18 protein-coding genes are annotated in these 17,325 nt (G+C 66.3%); 13 read left to right on the top strand and 5 right to left on the bottom strand.

From position 1 onward, the window contains the following. Positions 1 to 403 precede the first annotated feature (403 nt). Positions 404 to 1,330: a phosphoribosylaminoimidazolesuccinocarboxamide synthase gene (locus V3B48_RS19965; RefSeq protein ID WP_032127159.1), complete on the bottom strand. Its 927-nt coding sequence runs from the start codon at positions 1,328 to 1,330 to the stop codon at positions 404 to 406. Positions 1,331 to 1,471: 141 nt separating this feature from the next. Between V3B48_RS19965 and V3B48_RS19960 the strand changes: the two genes are divergently transcribed. The 4 genes from V3B48_RS19960 (at position 1,472) to yegS (ending at position 4,327) form a co-directional block, all read left to right on the top strand. Further along, a complete protein-coding gene (locus V3B48_RS19960; RefSeq protein WP_005411327.1) occupies positions 1,472 to 1,801 on the top strand; it encodes a DnaJ domain-containing protein in 330 nt (109 codons plus the stop codon). Positions 1,802 to 1,831: 30 nt separating this feature from the next. Continuing rightward, entirely contained in the window at positions 1,832 to 2,506 is a 675-nt protein-coding gene (rpe, locus tag V3B48_RS19955) for a ribulose-phosphate 3-epimerase (RefSeq protein WP_032127160.1), read from the top strand. 59 nt (positions 2,507 to 2,565) lie between these two features. Continuing rightward, the gene (locus V3B48_RS19950) at positions 2,566 to 3,048 is read left to right on the top strand and encodes a GNAT family N-acetyltransferase (RefSeq protein WP_032127161.1); all 483 of its coding nucleotides are present in this window, start codon (positions 2,566 to 2,568) and stop codon (positions 3,046 to 3,048) included. A 343-nt stretch (positions 3,049 to 3,391) separates the two neighbouring features. Then, on the top strand, positions 3,392 to 4,327 hold the full coding sequence (gene yegS, locus V3B48_RS19945) for a lipid kinase YegS (RefSeq protein ID WP_032127162.1): 936 nt from the start codon (positions 3,392 to 3,394) through the stop codon (positions 4,325 to 4,327). Between the two features lie 15 nt (positions 4,328 to 4,342). On the opposite strand, the gene V3B48_RS19940 is transcribed toward yegS, so the two are convergent. Then, positions 4,343 to 5,206, bottom strand: coding sequence for an ankyrin repeat domain-containing protein (locus V3B48_RS19940; protein ID WP_230080636.1), 864 nt, complete (start codon positions 5,204 to 5,206; stop codon positions 4,343 to 4,345). A 105-nt stretch (positions 5,207 to 5,311) separates the two neighbouring features. On the opposite strand from V3B48_RS19940, the gene V3B48_RS19935 reads away from it, so the two are divergent. The 7 genes from V3B48_RS19935 to V3B48_RS19905 all read left to right on the top strand — a co-directional run bounded on the left by V3B48_RS19935 (position 5,312) and on the right by V3B48_RS19905 (position 13,390). Continuing rightward, complete coding sequence (locus V3B48_RS19935) at positions 5,312 to 7,669, top strand: XVIPCD domain-containing protein (protein ID WP_285301764.1); 2,358 nt, start codon at positions 5,312 to 5,314, stop codon at positions 7,667 to 7,669. A gap of 178 nt (positions 7,670 to 7,847) precedes the next feature. Then, a complete protein-coding gene (trpE, locus tag V3B48_RS19930; protein WP_329894292.1) occupies positions 7,848 to 9,323 on the top strand; it encodes an anthranilate synthase component I in 1,476 nt (491 codons plus the stop codon). Positions 9,324 to 9,390: 67 nt separating this feature from the next. Continuing rightward, entirely contained in the window at positions 9,391 to 10,170 is a 780-nt protein-coding gene (locus tag V3B48_RS19925; RefSeq protein ID WP_049461246.1) for an SIMPL domain-containing protein, read from the top strand. Between the two features lie 2 nt (positions 10,171 to 10,172). Continuing rightward, positions 10,173 to 10,760, top strand: coding sequence for an aminodeoxychorismate/anthranilate synthase component II (locus V3B48_RS19920; protein WP_049424046.1), 588 nt, complete (start codon positions 10,173 to 10,175; stop codon positions 10,758 to 10,760). 16 nt (positions 10,761 to 10,776) lie between these two features. Continuing rightward, complete coding sequence (gene trpD / locus V3B48_RS19915; RefSeq protein ID WP_049401667.1) at positions 10,777 to 11,808, top strand: anthranilate phosphoribosyltransferase; 1,032 nt, start codon at positions 10,777 to 10,779, stop codon at positions 11,806 to 11,808. A gap of 74 nt (positions 11,809 to 11,882) precedes the next feature. Next, on the top strand, positions 11,883 to 12,677 hold the full coding sequence (trpC, locus tag V3B48_RS19910) for an indole-3-glycerol phosphate synthase TrpC (RefSeq protein WP_049401666.1): 795 nt from the start codon (positions 11,883 to 11,885) through the stop codon (positions 12,675 to 12,677). After that, positions 12,674 to 13,390 (top strand): haloacid dehalogenase-like hydrolase, encoded by a 717-nt coding sequence (locus V3B48_RS19905; RefSeq protein ID WP_032127168.1) that lies wholly within the window; start codon positions 12,674 to 12,676, stop codon positions 13,388 to 13,390. Before trpC ends, V3B48_RS19905 begins: the two co-directional genes overlap by 4 nt. Before the next feature lie 106 nt (positions 13,391 to 13,496). Here the strand turns inward: V3B48_RS19905 and V3B48_RS19900 are convergent, their stop codons facing one another. Next, a complete protein-coding gene (locus tag V3B48_RS19900; protein ID WP_014038735.1) occupies positions 13,497 to 14,258 on the bottom strand; it encodes a sulfite exporter TauE/SafE family protein in 762 nt (253 codons plus the stop codon). Between the two features lie 62 nt (positions 14,259 to 14,320). Beyond that, positions 14,321 to 15,010 carry a cAMP-activated global transcriptional regulator CRP gene (crp, locus tag V3B48_RS19895; RefSeq protein ID WP_010482649.1) on the bottom strand — a complete coding sequence of 230 codons (690 nt, stop codon included), beginning with the start codon at positions 15,008 to 15,010 and terminating at the stop codon, positions 14,321 to 14,323. Between the two features lie 149 nt (positions 15,011 to 15,159). Between crp and speD the strand changes: the two genes are divergently transcribed. Both speD and sugE read left to right on the top strand, forming a co-directional pair. Next, positions 15,160 to 15,954, top strand: a complete 795-nt coding sequence (gene speD, locus V3B48_RS19890; RefSeq protein WP_006473908.1) for an adenosylmethionine decarboxylase — start codon at positions 15,160 to 15,162, stop codon at positions 15,952 to 15,954. Between the two features lie 168 nt (positions 15,955 to 16,122). Continuing rightward, entirely contained in the window at positions 16,123 to 16,443 is a 321-nt protein-coding gene (gene sugE / locus V3B48_RS19885) for a quaternary ammonium compound efflux SMR transporter SugE (RefSeq protein WP_005411314.1), read from the top strand. Between the two features lie 82 nt (positions 16,444 to 16,525). On the opposite strand, the gene coq7 is transcribed toward sugE, so the two are convergent. Beyond that, complete coding sequence (gene coq7 / locus V3B48_RS19880) at positions 16,526 to 17,170, bottom strand: 2-polyprenyl-3-methyl-6-methoxy-1,4-benzoquinone monooxygenase (RefSeq protein WP_329894291.1); 645 nt, start codon at positions 17,168 to 17,170, stop codon at positions 16,526 to 16,528. Positions 17,171 to 17,325 lie beyond the last annotated feature (155 nt).

Genomic DNA, 17,325 nt, shown 5'->3' with positions numbered 1-17,325 from the left:
CAATCCAGAGCATAGCCGAGTTCGCGAGGTTGCCGGCCAGCGGCCGGCACTACCCCCAGGCAACCGGCAGTAGAGCCAGGCCATGCCTGGCTGCAGGTTCGCGAGGTTGCCGGCCAGCGGCCGGCACTACCCCAGGCAACCGTCAGTAGAGCCAGGCCATGCCTGGCTGCAGGTTCGCGAGGTTGCCGGCCAGCGGCCGGCACTACCCCAGGCAACCGTCAGTAGAGCCAGACCATGCCCGGCTGCAGGTTCGCGAGGTTGCCGGCCAGCGGCCGGCACTACCCCAGGCAACCGGCAGTAGAGCCAGGCCATGCCTGGCTGCAGGTTCGCGAGGTTGCCGGCCAGCGGCCGGCAGTACCGCATTCAGAACGCCCCCAGCCAGACCGGCGGGGGGCGCAGGGCATCAGTCGACGCTGATCCCGGCCAGGCGCTGCAGCGCCTCGGCGTACTTGGCGCGGGTGCGCTCGATGATCTCGGCCGGGATGGTCGGGCCCGGGGCGGTCTTGCCCCAGTCCAGCGTCTCCAGGTAATCGCGCACGAACTGCTTGTCGTAGCTCGGCGGGCTGGTGCCCACTTCGTACTCGTCGGCCGGCCAGTAACGCGAGGAATCCGGCGTCAGCATCTCGTCCATGATGTACAGGCGGCCATCGGCGTCGGTACCGAACTCGAACTTGGTATCGGCCAGGATGATGCCGCGCTCGCGGGCGTATTCGGCGGCGAACTTGTAGATGCGCAGGGTGGCATCGCGCACGCGCTCGGCCATCTCGGCACCGACCTGCTTCACCATCGCATCGAAATCGATGTTCTCGTCATGGTCGCCCACGGCGGCCTTGGTCGAAGGGGTGAAGATCGGCTCGGGCAGCTGCTCGGCCTGGCGCAGGCCGTCGGGCAGGTCGATGCCGCTGACCTTGCCGGTGCGCTGGTAGTCCTTCCAGCCGCTGCCGATCAGGTAGCCGCGCGCGATCGCTTCCACCGGCACCGGCTTCAGCTTGCGGGTGACCACCGCACGCTTGGCGTACAGGGCCGGGTCCACGCCTTCGGGCAGCACGCTGGCCACGTCGATGCCGGTCAGGTGGTTGGGCATCAGGTGCGCGGTCTTGGCGAACCAGAAGTTGGAGACCTGGCAGAGCATCTCGCCCTTGCCCGGGATCGGGTCGGGCAGGACCACGTCGAACGCCGACAGGCGATCGGTGGCCACCATCAGCAGGTAGTCGCCCGGCGGGGTCCCTGCTGGCAGCCGCTCGCGCGGGATATCGAACACATCACGCACCTTGCCGCGATGGCGCAAGGGCAGGCCGGGGAGATCGGATTGCAACAGCGTGGTTGGCACGGGCACTCCTGGGGCGTTGTCGATACGGCTGCCCAGCGGACCCGGCGGGCCCGCTGACCAGCGGGCGGCCTAGTGTAAAGCCGTCCGGGCCCGCTGTGACGTAAAATGAGCGTCCATTTCGTCGGCCGACCCCGGAGCGCCATGCGCTGGTACGGAAAACTGCTCGGATTCATCGCCGGCGCCCTGCTGTTCCGGCCCAATCCGCTGTTTGGCGCGGTGGTCGGCCTGTTGATCGGCCATGCCTTCGATTCGGACTGGTTCCGCCTGAACAAGGAGAACCCGTACCGGGAGCTGGGGCTGACCTCCGAGGCCACCGATGCCGAGGTCGAGCGCGCCTACCGCAAGCTGATCTCGCAGTACCACCCCGACAAGCTCGGCGGCGCCGCCCCCGAGCTGCAGCAGCAGGCCGAGCAGAAGTCGCGGCGGATCAATGCCGCCTACGACCGCATCAAGACCCTGCGCAAGCGCTGACCCTCTTTCCTACCGTTGCAAGGCCCGGCCATGTCCAACTGCCTCATCGCCCCTTCCATCCTGTCCGCCAACTTCGCCCGCCTCGGCGAGGAAGTCGACAACGTCCTCGCCGCCGGCGCGGACTGGGTCCACTTCGACGTGATGGACAACCATTACGTGCCGAACCTGACCATCGGCCCGATGGTCTGCCAGGCGCTGCGCAAGCACGGCGTGACCGCGCCGATCGACGTGCACCTGATGGTCGAGCCGGTGGACCGCATCATCCCGGACTTCGCCGAAGCCGGTGCCACCTACATCAGCTTCCACCCGGAAGCGAGCCGCCACGTGCACCGCACCATCCAGCTGATCCGCTCGCTGGGCTGCAAGCCGGGCATCGTGCTCAATCCGGCCACCCCGGTGGACATCCTCGACTGGGTACTGGACGACCTGGATCTGGTGCTGCTGATGTCGGTCAACCCGGGCTTCGGCGGCCAGGCCTTCATTCCCTCGGCGCTGGACAAGCTGCGCGTGGTGCGCAAGATGATCGATGCCAGCGGCAAGGACATCCGCCTGGAGATCGACGGCGGCGTGAAGGCCGACAACATCGGCGAGATCGCCGCTGCCGGTGCCGACACCTTCGTTGCCGGTTCGGCCATCTTCAACGCCAAGACCAGTTACCAGGACGTGATCGCGCAGATGCGCGCGAATGTCGCTGCGGCACGCTGACAAAAAAGGGACGGAGGGGATTAAGCTCGCCTGATTCCCTCCGTCTCCCTTTTCCGCCCATGGCTCTGTTGAACATCCGTCCGGCCACTGTGGCCGATGCCGGCCTGATCCTGCATTTCATCCGCGAACTGGCCATCTACGAGAAGGCCGAGCATTCGGTGCAGACCGATGAGATCGGCATCGCCGAGAGCTTGTTCGGTGCCGATGCCACGGCGCGCGCGCTGATCTGCGAAGCCGACGGCGAGCCCATTGGTTACGCCGTGTATTTCTACAACTACTCCACCTGGTTGGGCCGCAAGGGCATCTACCTGGAAGACCTGTATGTCAGCCAGGAAAAGCGCGGCGCAGGCGCCGGCAAGGCGCTGCTGAAGTACATCGCACGCCAGGCCGTGGCCGAGGGTTGCGGTCGTTTCGAATGGTCGGTGCTGGACTGGAATACCCCGGCCATCGAGTTCTACACCGCCGCTGGCGCCACGCCGCAGGACGAGTGGACCGTGTACCGGCTGCAGGGCCAGGCATTGCACGATTTCGCCAACGGTTGAGGCGAAGTGCATCCACGCATGGCGTGGATCTACCCACCGGGTGTGCGCGAACCGCAACCCGGTGGGTGCGAACCGCAGCCTGGTGGGTGCGAACCGCGACCCGGTGGGTGCGAACCGCGACCCGGTGGGTGCGAACCTTGGTTCGCACTCCCTACGCACCAAAAAAAAGCCACGCCAATCACTGGCGTGGCCTCGCTGCATGCGTGGGAGGCTGATCCTGCCTCCATCCGTCGTCCCTGCTATGGACTTCCATTCTCCAGCAGCTGAATGACACCTGCGTGACATTCACTGCGGACAAACGGCGCATTGCTAGCCTGTGCCACCCCCGTCCTGGAAGCACCGCATGACCACCCCGCGCTGGCGCCTGATCCTCAACGGAAAATCCGCAGGCAATGACGAGCTGCGCGACGCGGTCGGTCATTGGCGTGGGCAGGGCGTGCAGCTGGAAGTGCGGGTGACCTGGGAAGACGGTGACGCCGAACGCTACGTGGCCGAGGCGATCGATCATGGCGTGGACGTGATCGTGGCCGCCGGTGGCGACGGCACGCTCAGCGCGGTGGCCGAGACACTGGCGCATCGTGAGGAGCCGGCAGATGCGTTGCCCTCGCTGGCGCTGATCCCGATGGGCACCGCCAACGACTTCGCGACTGCGGCCGGCATCCCGACCGAGCCGAAGGCGGCCTTGGCCTTGATCGGGCAGGCCACGCCGCATGCCATCGATCTGCTGCGCGTGGACGCCGATGGCACGCAATGGTGGTGCGCCAACCTCGCCAGCGGTGGCTTCGGCACGCAGGTGACGGTGGAGACCGATGCCGGCCTGAAGAAGATGCTGGGCGGGCTGGCCTACGTGATCACCGGCATTGCCAAGCTGGGGCGGATCGAGCCGATCCATGCGCGCCTGTCGGGCCCGGATTTCGCGTGGGAAGGCGACTTCATCGCGCTCGGCATCGGCAATGGCCGCCAGGCCGGTGGTGGCCAGCAATTGTGCCCGCAGGCGCTGATCGATGATGGGCAGCTGGACGTGACGGTGCTTCCGGAGCTGGAAGGTGAAGTCACCGCCACGCTCGGCCAGATGCTGAAGTCGGGCACCCAGGCCGCACTGGAACAGCTGGCAACGCGCGCGCGCCTGCCGTGGCTGCAGGTGGAATCCGAGCGTCCGTTGACGCTCAACCTGGACGGCGAACCGGTACAGGCGCGCCAGTTCCGCATCGCGTGCGTGCCGGGCAGGGTGCGGATGCACCTGCCCGTGGGCTGTGCCCTGTTGTCCGAGCCGCGCTGAGCCGGACCGGAAGTCCTACAACGGGGGGATGTCCTGCTCCTTCGCCGGGAACCCGAATGCTTCACGCTTCTCGCGGATGTACTGCGGCAGCGGCGGCCGGGCAATGCCGTGATCGATCAGCCACTGCTGGCACTTCTTCTGCCAGGGCAGCAGGTCCGGTGTGGTGATTTCCCAGTAGATGGCTTCGACCATGGCCATCCGATCGGGCGCGCCCGGTTGCGCCGATGACGGCGATGCAATCGTGGGGTCCGCGCCATGCTCAAGCAGCCAGTAAGCCTGCTCGAAGCCGCCACGGCCGGTGTACCAGCTGAGAACGGTATCGGCCTGGCCGATGTTGGATTCGTTGACGTGCGCGCCTCGCTCCACCAGCAGCTGGATGTTCTTCCACAGGTTGCCGGAAATGAAAGCCTGGAACAGCAGCGTTTCGGTATTGGAGGTGCGCGTGTCCGGGTCGCCGCCATGATCCAGCAGCAGGGCCAGGTAGCGCGGATCGTCCATCTTCGCGGCATAGACCATGGCGTTGTTGTGGCGGAACGTCTCGCCGTCCAGCGTTTCAATACGCCGTGCATTCGGGTCGGCGCCGTTGTCGAGCATCGCGCGCAGGCCTTCCAGGTTCTGTGCGCGCAACGGCCACGCGATGAGCGGAATGCCATCCTGCTTCGAGAACTCCTTGTCGGGGTTCACGCCTTCGGTCTTGATCAGGCGCGTGATCGTCGCTGCATCACCCTGTTCGGCGGCGATGGCCAGTTCAAGTGCCTTGCCCTCGAAATAGCGCTCCGCGCCATGTGAAGACGTGCGCGCGCAGGCGCTCAGCAGCATCAGCAGCATCAGCGCCAGGCAGGAAAATGGCGTAAAGGAACTGTGAGGGTGACGGTGCATGTGATCCCTTGACATGGACGCGTTCGGGGGATGATAGCGTTGGCCGTGGTCATTCCAGCAGGTCCTGGATGACCGTGTCTTCACTGATGAGCAATGGAGTCTGCCATGAGCGGTCACGATCCCGAGCAGCAGGAACGCCTGTTGCAGGCCCGCGCCAAGAGCGTCCAGGCGCAGCAGCACCTGGTCGAGCAACTGCAGGGAGGTGGACATGCGACCGAGGCGGCGCGCTTGCGCGAGACCTATCACGCCCGCGAGCTGGGTTCGCTTGCTGATGATGTGTATGCCTCGGCAAAGGGCAAAGGTGAGCCGCCGGTCGGGTGGACGCGAGCCAGTGCCGTGACCGACCCGGACACGCTCAAAGCGGCGGGCATCAGCCTGGGAGCGGCCGACCTGAAGAAGCTGATGCGGCCGAACGATTCGGGCTTCCGCGCAGAGATCTACATTCCGGACAAAAGGGTGTTCGGTGATGACGCCAAGCCGGTGCTGGTGTTCAAGGGATCAACGGGCGAAATCATCGATCCCCGGGCGAAAGGCGGGCGGCGTGAATCCGGAGGCGAGGATTTCCTCAACAATGGACGCCAGGGCGTAGGCATGCAGAGTGACTACTACGATCGGGCCATGGCACTGGCGAGTCGCTTGAAGACCTCTGGTACCCAGTTTGAACTCGCCGGTCATTCGCTTGGCGGCGGCATGGCCTCTGCCGCTTCGGCGGTTACCGGTGTACGTGCGACCACCTTCAATTCGGCCGGGCTGCATCCGGCCACCGCCGATCGCTACGCGAAATCCCACGGATTGCCGGTGTTCAACACGCGCGACACGGTGCACACCTACCAGACCTCGGGTGAAGTGCTCAACGATGTGCAGAATGGATTGAAGCGGCTCAACGAGCATCACCGGCAGGGCTTTGGCCTGTTGGCCAGCGAGACCAGCCAGCTGCTGCGTCAGCCCGGCGTGCAGCAGATGGTTACCCGCAAGCTGCAGGAGATGATGCCGGCGGGTGCGCAGACGGCCACGGCCCAGCTGGTTGACCAGCTGGCGTCGAAATCCGGGGCAGAGGCATTGCGCAATGTTCCGGTGGCCGCGGGCAGGATGGAACTGTTGCTGGACGCCAAGACCGAAGTGAACGGAAAGGTGGTGGATCGCCGCCATCGAGAAGCGCCAAGCCAGCTTGCCGAATACGGTGGCCCGCTGGCCGAGGTGCTGATCGCAGGTGCGCGCGGCATGCGTGCCGGACGGGTTGCCGGTGAACATGTCGAGCAGGTCGGCGCGCTGGCGGGCCGGGGCATGAGCTTGTCCGGCGTGGCCGTCGAGCGTGCGTCTACCCTGCAGGGAAATGCGATCGGCACCGTGGTCGACTACGGTGGCAAGAGCATGCGGGTGGGCATCGAAGGCGGTGCGACGGTCATTGCCAAGGGTCGCGAGCTGCAGGGTCTGGTCGAATCGGTCAGCCACCGCGTGCAGGCCAAGGGCAGTTACGGCTGGAACATCGGGGCCAGCGTGCTGGGTGCGCTCGGTGCCGACGACATGGCCAGACAGATGCGTGAGCACGGTGATGCGGCGCGCAATCAACACGAAACCAAGGCCCGTGAAGCCACCCGTGAAGCGGCGGCGGATGCCGGCCGCATCCGTGCCGGCGGCCATCATCTGGGCGGCCAGCTGCAGCAGGGCGTGCATGGCGTGGCCAATGGGCTGCGCAACGGCTATGCCGTGTACGGCGCGACTTTCCACATGGGCATGAACTGGAGCAGCCATCAGATCACCGGGCTGACCTCGCAGGCGCCGGCCGTGCTGGCCGGCACCGTCGGGCTGGGCGCGATGGCCAACAAGGGCATTGCCACCCACCTGCCCACGCCGGCACTGCCGCAGAACCTGGTCAACCTGGCCAAGACGTCGTGGGTGATCGGGCGCGGCAGTGCGACCATGGGGGAGTCGGTGGACCGGCATGGCATGAGCGAGACGATGAACCCCAGTCTCGACGCGGCAATCGCGAGCCAGGAGGCGGCCGCGCGCAAGCTGCTTGGACGGCCGCATGCGCAGCTGCAGGAGGGGGGCGCGAAGATACCCGCGCTGAACGATCCGGGGCACATCGATTTCCATCTGTTCAAGGGCGCGCAGACCGGCGTGCACGGCCTCGATGTGGCACATGGCCGCATCCCGAACCTGCAGAGCGATCAGCTGGCCGGGGCGTTGGCTGCGCAGGCCAAGCGCGAAGGGTTGCAGGCCATCTCCCATGTGCTGCTCAGTGACGACCGCACGCGGGCATTCGCGATCGACACCCCGGATCTGCAGGCGGCCCACCGCCGACATGCGCATGTGGACGTGGCGGCCGGCATGGCCCAGCCGCTGGCCGTGAGCACGGCGCAGGTTGACGCCCTGAACACCGGTCGCGAACAGGCGACGGCAGCCGGACTGGCCCAGCAACAGGGGCTGGAGGCCCAGGAGAACGCCCGGCGGATGGGCTAATGGCCGAATGAACCGCGACGCCGCGACGGGGTTCCCCTCCCGCCCCGGCTGCGATACAGTCAAGGGGTGTCCAGCCTGACGACCCCGCATACCCTTTCTTCCGCACGCCGTTGGTGGCGATGGTGGCCCGTTGCCGTCGTCCGCCCCCATAACGCTGTGTCCCGGAAGGAAAGTCGTCTTGAACTCGCACGCTCAGTTTCAGCTGCAGGCCGCTGAAGGCCACACCCATATTCCCGTCGTCCGTGAAGTGCTGTCCGACCTGGACACGCCGCTTTCGGTCTATCTGAAGCTCGCCGACGGCCCCAATACCTACCTGTTTGAATCCGTCGAAGGCGGCGAGCGCTTTGGTCGTTACTCGATCATCGGCCTGCCGGCGCGCCGCGTGTACGCCTTCCATGGCCACACGCTGACCGTGCGCGAAGACGGCCAGGTGGTGGACAGCCGCGAGGTGGCCGACCCGTTCGCCGAAGTCGAGGCGCTGCGCAGCGCCCACTCGGTGCCCAAGCTGGACGGCCTGCCGGGCTTCACCGGTGGCCTGGTTGGCTGGTTCGGCTTCGAGTGCATCGGCTACATCGAGCCGCGCCTGGCCCCGCCGGCTGGCCGCGATGAGCTGGGCACGCCGGACATCCTGCTGCTGGATTCCAACGAGCTGGCGGTGTTCGACAACCTCAAGGGCCGGCTGTACCTGATCGTGCATGCCGACCCGCGTGTCGAGGGTGCCTTCGAGCAGGCCCAGGCACGCCTGGATGCATTGACCGCCAAGCTGCGCGCACCGGGGGCTGGTTATCCCGCACCGCTCAACAGCGACGTGCTGGACGAGTCCGATTTCGTCTCCGGTTTCACCCGCGAAGGCTTCGTCGATGCGGTCCAGCGCAGCAAGGAATACATCCGTGCCGGCGACATCTTCCAGGTGGTGCTGAGCCAGCGCCTGAGCGTGCCGTTCAAGGCGCGCCCGGTGGATGTGTACCGTGCGCTGCGTGCACTGAACCCGTCGCCCTACATGTATTTCCTTGATGTCGGCGACCTGCAGGTGGTCGGTTCCTCGCCGGAAATCCTGGTGCGTTTGCAGGATGGCGAAGTGACGGTGCGTCCGATCGCTGGCACCCGGCCGCGCGGTGCCACTGTCGAACAGGATCTGGCGCTGGAAGCCGAGCTGCTGGCCGATCCGAAGGAGCGCGCCGAGCACCTGATGCTGATCGACCTCGGCCGCAACGATGCCGGTCGCGTGTCCAAGGCCGGCACCGTGGAAGTGGGCGAGCAGTTCGTGATCGAGCGCTACAGCCACGTCATGCACATCGTCAGCGAAGTGACCGGGCAGCTGCAGCCGGGCCTGAGCTATGCCGACGTGCTGCGTGCCACCTTCCCGGCCGGCACGGTCAGCGGTGCGCCGAAGATCCGCGCGCTGGAAGTGATCCGCGAGCTGGAACCGATCAAGCGTAATGTCTACGCCGGCAGCATCGGCTACATCGGCTGGCACGGCGATGCCGATACCGCGATCGCGATCCGCACCGCCGTGATCAAGGACGGCCGCCTGTATGTGCAGGCCGGCGCCGGCATCGTCTACGACTCGGACCCGGACAAGGAATGGGACGAGACGATGAACAAGGGCCGCGCGCTGTTCCGCGCCGTCGCCCAGGCCGCCAAGGGCCTGTAAGCCTGCCTCGCCACGGTCGCTGCGCCGTGGTCGTTCCGCCGTTCCCGTTCAAGACAAGGAGTACCGCATGAAGCTGCTGAGCGCATTGCTGTGGTCGTCACTGCTGGCCACGATGGCCCCGTCTGCGTGGGCGCAGGCCAATACCATTCCCTCGCAGCCGCACCTGCTGGTGAAGGGCGAGGCGCGCCGCGAGGTGATGCCGGACCGGTTCGGCCTGCAGTTGAACATCGAAGAGACCGACATGGATGCCGACGCCGCGCGCCGCCGCGTGCAGGACAACGTCGCGCGCGTGCTGGCGCTGTTCAAGCAGCACAAGGCGGTGGAGGGCAGCGTGCGTGCGGACAATCTGCGGATCGGCCCGGCCACGCGCTATGAGCAGAACCGGCAGGTCTTCGTCGGCACCCGCGTGTCGCGCCAGCTGCGTGCCAGCTTCGCCAGCGTGAAGGCGATGCAGGACGTGCTGGGTGCACTGAAGGCCAACGAGAACCTGCAGGTCAGCAGCGTGGCCCCGACCTACTCGGGCGAAGTGGCGCTGCGGCGCGAACTCAAGGGTGAGGCCGCCGCGTCGACGCGCCAATCCGCGCAGGGCCTTGCCAATGCCTACGGCACGAAGCTGCGCGGGCTGTACAGCATCTCCGATGTGGCGCCGAACTTCGCCTATGGCGTGCAGGCGGGCAATTGGCCCAGAAGCGACGACATGGTGACACCGCCATCGCCGCCGTCACCTGCGGCGCAGATGGACATGATCGAGACCACCGGCTCACGCCTGCGCGAATCCATCGAAGCCGGCCCCATCACCTACACCGAAAACGTATACGCCATTTTCCTGATAAGCGACGGAACCTGACCATGTTGTGGATGATCGACAACTACGACAGCTTCACCTACAACCTCGTGCAGTACCTGCAGACGCTGGGCGCCGAGGTGAAGGTGGTGCGCAACGATGCGATGAGCGTGGATGAGATTGCCGCGCAGAAGCCCGAACGCATCGTCATCTCGCCCGGCCCGTGCACGCCCAACGAAGCGGGCGTGTCGCTGGAACTCATCCAGCGCCTGGGCCCGACCACGCCGATCCTCGGCGTGTGCCTGGGCCACCAGGGCATCGGCCAGGTCTACGGCGGTACGGTCATCCGCGCCGGCAACATCATGCATGGCAAGACCTCGCCCATCCGCCATCAAGGCAAGGGCGTGTTCGCCGGCCTGCCGGACCGTTACCAGGCCACCCGCTACCACTCGCTGGTGGTGGACAAGAACAGCCTGCCCGATGTGCTGGAAGTGACCGCCTGGACCGAGAACGACGACGGCTCGATCGAAGAGATCATGGGCCTGCGCCACCGCCAGTTCCCGGTGGAAGGCGTGCAGTTCCACCCCGAATCCATCCTCACCGAACACGGCCATGCCCTGCTGCGCAATTTCCTGCAGCGTCCGGCCGCCTGATCCAAGGAGCATTCCCATGAGCTTCTCCCCCCAGGAAGCCCTGCAACGCACCATCGAACACCGCGAAATCTTCTTCGACGAAATGGTCGACCTGATGCGGCAGATCATGCGCGGCGACGTGTCGCCGATGATGACTGCCGCCATCCTCACCGGCCTGCGCGTGAAGAAGGAAACCATCGACGAGATCGCCGCTGCGGCCACGGTCATGCGTGAATTCGCGCTGGCGGTGCCGGTGGCCGATACCACCCATCTGGTCGACATCGTCGGCACCGGCGGCGATGGCTCGCACACCTTCAACATCTCCACCTGCGCGATGTTCGTCGCCGCTGCGGCCGGTGCGCGCGTGGCCAAACATGGCAACCGCAGCGTGTCGTCCAAGTCCGGCAGCGCCGATGCAGTCGAAGCACTGGGTGCGGCCATCGAGCTGCAGCCGGCGCAGGTGGCCGCGGCCATCGAACAGACCGGCATCGGTTTCATGTTCGCGCCGATCCATCACCCGTCGATGAAGGTGGTCGCGCCGGTCCGCCGCGAGATGGGCGTGCGTACCATCTTCAACATCCTTGGCCCGCTGACCAACCCGGCCAGCGCACCGTCGGTGCTGATGGGCGTGTTTCACCCGGATTTAGTGGGTATCCAGGCACGCGTGCTGCGCGAGCTGGGCACCGAGCGCGCCATGGTGGTCTGGGGCCGCGACAACATGGACGAGATCTCGCTGGGCGCCGGTACCCTGGTGGGCGAGCTGCGCGACGGCAAGGTACGCGAGTACGAGATCCACCCGGAAGACTTCGGCATCGCCATGTCGGCCAGCCGCAACCTGCGCGTGGATGGCCCGGAGCAGTCCATTGCCATGCTGCGCGCCGTGCTGGACAACCAGCCCGGTCCGGCGCTGGACATCGTGGCCCTGAACGCCGGCGCCGCGCTGTACGTGGCCGGCGTGGCCAGCGACATCGGCGACGGCCTGGCCCGTGCCCGTGCCGCCATCGCCAACGGCAGCGCCCGCCAGCGCCTGCAGCAGTATGTAGAGACCACCCGCGCGCTGGTTGCCTGAGCGCGCGGTTCAGCCTGACCCTCTTGATGGCCGATAATGGCCGTCCTCACCGCCCCCGCACCGAATCGAAGACGATGAGCGACATCCTGCAGACGATCCTGGCCCGCAAGGCCGAAGAAGTGGCCCAGCGCCGTGCCCAGCGTCCCCTCGAGGACCTGCAGGCCGCCGTGGCCAGCGCCCCGCCGGTACGTGGCTTCGTGCGCGCGCTGCAGGCGGCAGTGGCCAACGGCGACCCGGCGGTGATCGCCGAGGTGAAGAAGGCCAGCCCGTCCAAGGGTGTGATCCGCCCGGATTTCCGCCCAGCCGACATCGCCGTCAGCTATGAGTTCGGCGGCGCCAGCTGCCTGTCGGTGCTGACCGATGTGGACTTCTTCCAGGGTGCCGATGCCTACCTGCAGCAGGCCCGTGAGGCCTGCACGCTGCCGGTGCTGCGCAAGGACTTCGTGATCGACGCCTACCAGGTGTACGAGGCGCGCGTGCTGGGTGCCGACTGCATCCTGCTGATCGTCGCTGCGCTGGACGACACGCAGTTGGCCACGCTGTCCGAACTGGCGATGTCGCTGGGCATGGACGTACTGGTGGAAGTGCACGACATCGACGAGCTGGAGCGTGCGCTGCAGGTACCGGCACCGATGATCGGCATCAACAACCGCAACCTGCGCACCTTCGAGGTGTCGCTGCAGACCACGCTGGACATGCAGAAGGCGGTGCCGCGCGATCGCCTGCTGGTCACCGAGAGCGGCATCCTCGGTCCGCAGGACGTGGCGCTGATGCGCGATGCCGGCATCCACTCGTTCCTGGTGGGCGAAGCCTTCATGCGCGTGGAAGAGCCGGGCGAGGGCCTGCGTCAGCTATTCTTCGCGGCATGAAAACGCATTATCCGACGCCGCGCGACGATGCGCCGCTGGTGGTCTTCGATTTCGACCACACCCTCTACGATGGCGATTCGGGTACTCACCTGTTCGCTTCGCTGATCAAGCGCAACCCGCTGCGCATGCTGGCGGCGCTGCTGGTCACGCCGATCGCCGGGCCGATGGTGGCGCTGCTGCCGACCCGCCGTACCGGCATTTCGGTCTATGTGTGGATCGGCAGCTTCGGCCTGCACCGTGCGCGCGATTTCAATAAGGTCATCGACGCCTATGTGCTGCGCAACGAGGCGCAGATGCGCGCCAAGCTGCTGCCACAGGCGCTGGAGGTGTTCGCCGCGCACCGGGCCAAGGGTGACCGCGTGGTGGTTGCCACGGGCGCGCCACCAGAGCTGGCACGCGCGATCCTGGCCTTCGTCGCCCACCAGGACGTACCGGTGATCGGCACCGAGGTCGGCCCACGGCTGGGTGGCGTCGGCCCGACCCGCCACTGCCACAACGAAGAGAAGATGCGCATGCTGCGCGAGCGCGGCTACGGCGACATCGATATCGCCTACTCAGACAGCACCGCCGACCTGCCGTTGCTGCTGGCCGCCAAGGCGCCGGTGGTGGTGAACCCGAAGCCGGGCAGGGTGGACTTCTTCCGCCGCGTGCTGCCGGCCGGCACCCGCATCCTCAACTGGGGCTGCGTGGACCGCGGCGGCGACAAGGCCTGACCTCGCCGCACGGTGACGGATCTGCCGGCCCGCGGCCGGCACTACCCTTCTCCGTCCCGGTAGTGCCGGCCGCTGGCCGGCAAATGGTCCTGCGCCCGGTGAGCAGTCAGCGCGCCAGATACCCGGTCAGCGCATGCCCGATCTGGAACAGGCTGATGCCCAGCACCAACACGCCCACGGCCACCAGCACCCAGCGCTCCTTCAGGCGCTTCACCAGCAGTGCGGCCACCGGCGCGGCCATCATGCCGCCGATCAGCAGGCCGGCCACGATCTGCAGGTGATGCAGCCCCATCGACAGCAGGAACGTTGCTGAAACTGTCAGGGTGACCACAAACTCGGCCGCGTTCACCGTGCCGATGGTGGTGCGTGCCTGGCCGCCGCGGGCCAGCAGGGTGGAGGTGGCCACCGGCCCCCAGCCGCCCCCGCCGCTGGCATCCAGGAAGCCGGCCACGAAGCCCAGCACGGGCACCCGCTTGACCTCGCCCTTGGGCATCAGGCGGCCGGCGGCACGTGCCAGGATGATGATGGCCAGCACCAGCAGGTACAGGTAGATGAGCGGGCGGATCACCTCGCCGGGCAGCTGGGTCAGGCCGTAGGCACCCACGGCGCCGCCTACGGCGCCGGGCAGCGCCAGGCGCAGGAACAGGCGCTTATCGACATTGCCGGCGACCAGATGCGACACGCCGGAGGCGCCAGTAGTGAACACCTCGGCGGTGTGGATGGCTGCACTGGCCTGCGCGGGCGGAATGCCCATGGCCAGCATCACCGACGACGACACGAGGCCGAACGCCATGCCCAGCGCGCCGTCCACCAGCTGGGCGCCCAGGCCGATGAGGATGAACCACCAGAATGCGCTGCTCAGTTCCATGCACCGAGCCTAGCGCGTGAAAGAGTGCGGACCAAGGTCCGCACCCACCGGGTGCTCAACGATCAACGGGTGCCGTACAGCACCACGGTCTTGCCGCGGGCGTGCAACAGGCCATCGGTCTGCAGCTTCTTCAGCACGCGGCCGGCCATTTCGCGCGAGCAGCCGACCAGGCGGGCCAGTTCCTGGCGCGAGACGCGCAGCTGGCTGCCCTGCGGATGGCTCATCGCCTCCGGCTCCTGCGCCAGGTCGTGCAGGGTGCGCACGATCCGGTCGGTAACGTCCAGGAATGCCAGGCGGCTGGCCTTGCGGCTGGTGTCGAGCAGGCGCTTGGAGATCTGCTGGCCCAGCGCGTAGAGCAGGCGCGGGGCATCGGCCGACAGCGGGCCGAGGAACAGCTGGTGCAGGCGCTCGTAGCTGATTTCGGCCAGCTCGCAGGCGGTACGGGTCCTCAGGATCACCTCGCGGCGGTCCGATTCAACGAACAGGCCCATCTCGCCGACGAACTCGCCGGCACCGAAGTAGCCCAGCACCAGCTCGCGATCGTCATCTTCCTCGGCCATGATCGAAACCGAGCCGCTGATGACGTAATACAGGGTTCCCGCCGGGTCACCGGGTCGGAAGACGTCGGTACGGGTGGGGTATCGCCGCCTGTGGCTGTGCGCCAGGAAACGATCGATTGTGGCGATATCCAGGGCCAGTGGACTGCTAGCTAGGCGCACGGTTGACACGATAGGAGCGCTCCCTCTGCGCATGAACGGATTCACGGGGTCGATAGCGGAGCTTAACCAGCGCAATTGTTAAGGGCAAACAGTGTGCCAGATGTGAGCGCTCTTCACGTTCCCCCCGGGGACAGTTTGCCCCATAATTCCCCCTTTCCCTTCTTACACAGGAATCGACCGCCGTGGTCAAGCCGTTGCCTCGCCTGAGGCTGCAGGGTTTCAACAACCTCACCAAGGCGCTGAGCTTCAACATCTATGACGTGTGTTACGCGCGCACCGAAGAGGAGCGTCAGCGTTACATTGAATACATCGATGAAGAGTACAACGCCGACAGGCTGACTCAAATCTTGACCGATGTCGCCGAGATCATCGGCGCCAACATCCTGAACGTGGCCCGCCAGGACTACGATCCGCAGGGTGCCTCGGTGACCATCCTGATCTCCGAAGAACCGGTGATCGACAAGAAGCAGGCCGGCAAGGAGCTGATCTCCGATGCCGTGGTCGCGCACATGGACAAGTCGCACATCACCGTGCACACCTATCCGGAAACGCACCCGCAGGAAGGTATCGCCACCTTCCGCGCCGACATCGACGTGGCCACCTGCGGCGTCATTTCGCCGTTGAAGGCGTTGAACTACCTGATCGAAAGCCTCGAGTCGGACATCGTGATCATGGACTACCGCGTCCGTGGCTTCACCCGCGATGTGAAGGGCAAGAAGCACTACATCGATCACAAGATCAACTCGATCCAGAACTTCCTGGCCAAGAACATCAAGTCGCGTTACGAGATGTTCGACGTCAACGTCTATCAGGAAAACATCTTCCACACGAAGATGCACCTGAAGGACTTCGACCTGGACCAGTACCTCTTCGAGGAAAAGGCCAAGAACCTGTCGTTCAAGGAACGCATGAAGATCGAAGCGCTGCTCAAGCGCGAGATCGAAGAGCTGTTCCACGGCCGGAACCTGTCCGAGTAAGCCCCATGTGCGATGCCCGCAGGCATCGCCGCCCAGGCGGGACGACCCGCCCCGTGGAACCAGTGCCCCGCACGCGTTACAGTTCCACGGTGATGTACCGACCCACGGCCCGGTGTGAAAACACCGGGCCGTTTCGTTTTTCTCAAAAAAGGTAAGGAGCCCCCACCCATGCCCTGGATCTACCTGCTGCTGGCCGGCCTGTTCGAGATCGGTTTCGCCCTCGGAATGAAGTACTCCGAAGGCTTCAGCAAACCCCTTCCCACCGCTGCCACGGTCGTGTCCGCGCTGATCAGCCTGTACCTGATGAGCCAGGCGATGAAGAGCATCCCGGTCGGTACTGCCTACGCGATCTGGACCGGTATCGGCGCCATGGGCGTGGCGGTGCTGGGCATCTACCTGTTCAACGACAGCGCATCGCCGGCCCGCCTGGCCTGCGTGGGCCTGATCGTGGCTGGTGTGATCGGCCTGAAGCTGGTCTCGCCCAACTAAGGCGGCCCGACCAACGGTCGGGCCCCACCGTCGGGCCCACCGTGCCCTTGGGTAGGCCCCCACCGTTGGTGGGGCGCCCCGGTCAAATGCGGTAGGCGATGGTCTTCATCACCCTGGAGGCCAGTGCCATCACGCCCGGGATCGGGAACGGCAGGCGGCGTGCGCCGGCCTGCTCGGCGTGGTCCGCATGGCGGGCCTCGTCTTCCTTCATCACGGCGATGACCGCGCGGCTGCGCAGGTCGCCGGCCGGCAGGTCGACCAGGTGCTCGTCCAGATGGGCTTCCACCTGGCGCTCGGTCTCGACCACGAAGCCCAGGTTCCAGCCGTCGCCGCGCAGCCCGGCCAGGGTGCCGATGGTGTAGCTGCCGGCGTACCAGAGCGGGTTGAACAGGCTCGGACGGCTGTCCAGTTCGCCCAGGCGGGTGGCGCACCAGGCCAGGTGGTCGGTTTCTTCCTGGGCCGCTTCCAGCAGGTGTTCACGCGTGGCCGGGTCGCGGGCCACGGCCGCCTGGCCGAAGTAAAGGCCCTGTGCGCAGACCTCGCCGACGTGGTTGATCCGCATCAGGCCGGCCGCGTGGCGGCGTTCGGTGCTGTCCATGCCCGGCTCGTCGGTGTCCGCAGCCGGATAGGGGCGGGCCGCCGGCGGGTTGCCGAACACCGTGTCCAGGGCGCGCTGCGCCTCGGTCAGCAGGTGGTCCAGCGGGGTGATCTGGCGGAGCACGGTCATGGCGGTACACGGTGGGGCGGAAGACCCCGCGATTCTCGCCCGACCCCGTCCCCCTGCCAACCCGGTCAAGGGCCGGCTTGCAACGGGGGGCTGACCTGCGTACAATCCCGCCTCTTACGCTTCACCTTTTCACAACGCGTGGCAGAGTTCCGGCG

Origin of the sequence: Stenotrophomonas sp. SMYL20, from assembly GCF_036320045.1 — a bacterium.
Classification (GTDB): domain Bacteria; phylum Pseudomonadota; class Gammaproteobacteria; order Xanthomonadales; family Xanthomonadaceae; genus Stenotrophomonas; species Stenotrophomonas maltophilia_A.
The sequence above is the reverse complement of the archived record's forward strand: the minus strand, read 5'-3'. Positions and strand labels throughout refer to the sequence as shown.

What these genes read in the sequence shown, in the direction of transcription:
- coq7 (WP_329894291.1), bottom strand. Translation starts at nt 17,170, where the DNA reads ATGACCGTGCTCCGCCAGATCACCCCGCTGGACCACCTGCTGACCGAG.
- V3B48_RS19900 (WP_014038735.1), bottom strand. Translation starts at nt 14,258, where the DNA reads ATGGAACTGAGCAGCGCATTCTGGTGGTTCATCCTCATCGGCCTGGGC.
- V3B48_RS19935 (WP_285301764.1), top strand. Translation starts at nt 5,312, where the DNA reads ATGAGCGGTCACGATCCCGAGCAGCAGGAACGCCTGTTGCAGGCCCGC.
- V3B48_RS19920 (WP_049424046.1), top strand. Translation starts at nt 10,173, where the DNA reads ATGTTGTGGATGATCGACAACTACGACAGCTTCACCTACAACCTCGTG.
- crp (WP_010482649.1), bottom strand. Translation starts at nt 15,010, where the DNA reads ATGCGCAGAGGGAGCGCTCCTATCGTGTCAACCGTGCGCCTAGCTAGC.
- trpD (WP_049401667.1), top strand. Translation starts at nt 10,777, where the DNA reads ATGAGCTTCTCCCCCCAGGAAGCCCTGCAACGCACCATCGAACACCGC.
- V3B48_RS19960 (WP_005411327.1), top strand. Translation starts at nt 1,472, where the DNA reads ATGCGCTGGTACGGAAAACTGCTCGGATTCATCGCCGGCGCCCTGCTG.
- V3B48_RS19940 (WP_230080636.1), bottom strand. Translation starts at nt 5,206, where the DNA reads ATGCACCGTCACCCTCACAGTTCCTTTACGCCATTTTCCTGCCTGGCG.
- rpe (WP_032127160.1), top strand. Translation starts at nt 1,832, where the DNA reads ATGTCCAACTGCCTCATCGCCCCTTCCATCCTGTCCGCCAACTTCGCC.
- V3B48_RS19905 (WP_032127168.1), top strand. Translation starts at nt 12,674, where the DNA reads ATGAAAACGCATTATCCGACGCCGCGCGACGATGCGCCGCTGGTGGTC.
- V3B48_RS19925 (WP_049461246.1), top strand. Translation starts at nt 9,391, where the DNA reads ATGAAGCTGCTGAGCGCATTGCTGTGGTCGTCACTGCTGGCCACGATG.
- trpC (WP_049401666.1), top strand. Translation starts at nt 11,883, where the DNA reads ATGAGCGACATCCTGCAGACGATCCTGGCCCGCAAGGCCGAAGAAGTG.
- sugE (WP_005411314.1), top strand. Translation starts at nt 16,123, where the DNA reads ATGCCCTGGATCTACCTGCTGCTGGCCGGCCTGTTCGAGATCGGTTTC.
- yegS (WP_032127162.1), top strand. Translation starts at nt 3,392, where the DNA reads ATGACCACCCCGCGCTGGCGCCTGATCCTCAACGGAAAATCCGCAGGC.
- V3B48_RS19950 (WP_032127161.1), top strand. Translation starts at nt 2,566, where the DNA reads ATGGCTCTGTTGAACATCCGTCCGGCCACTGTGGCCGATGCCGGCCTG.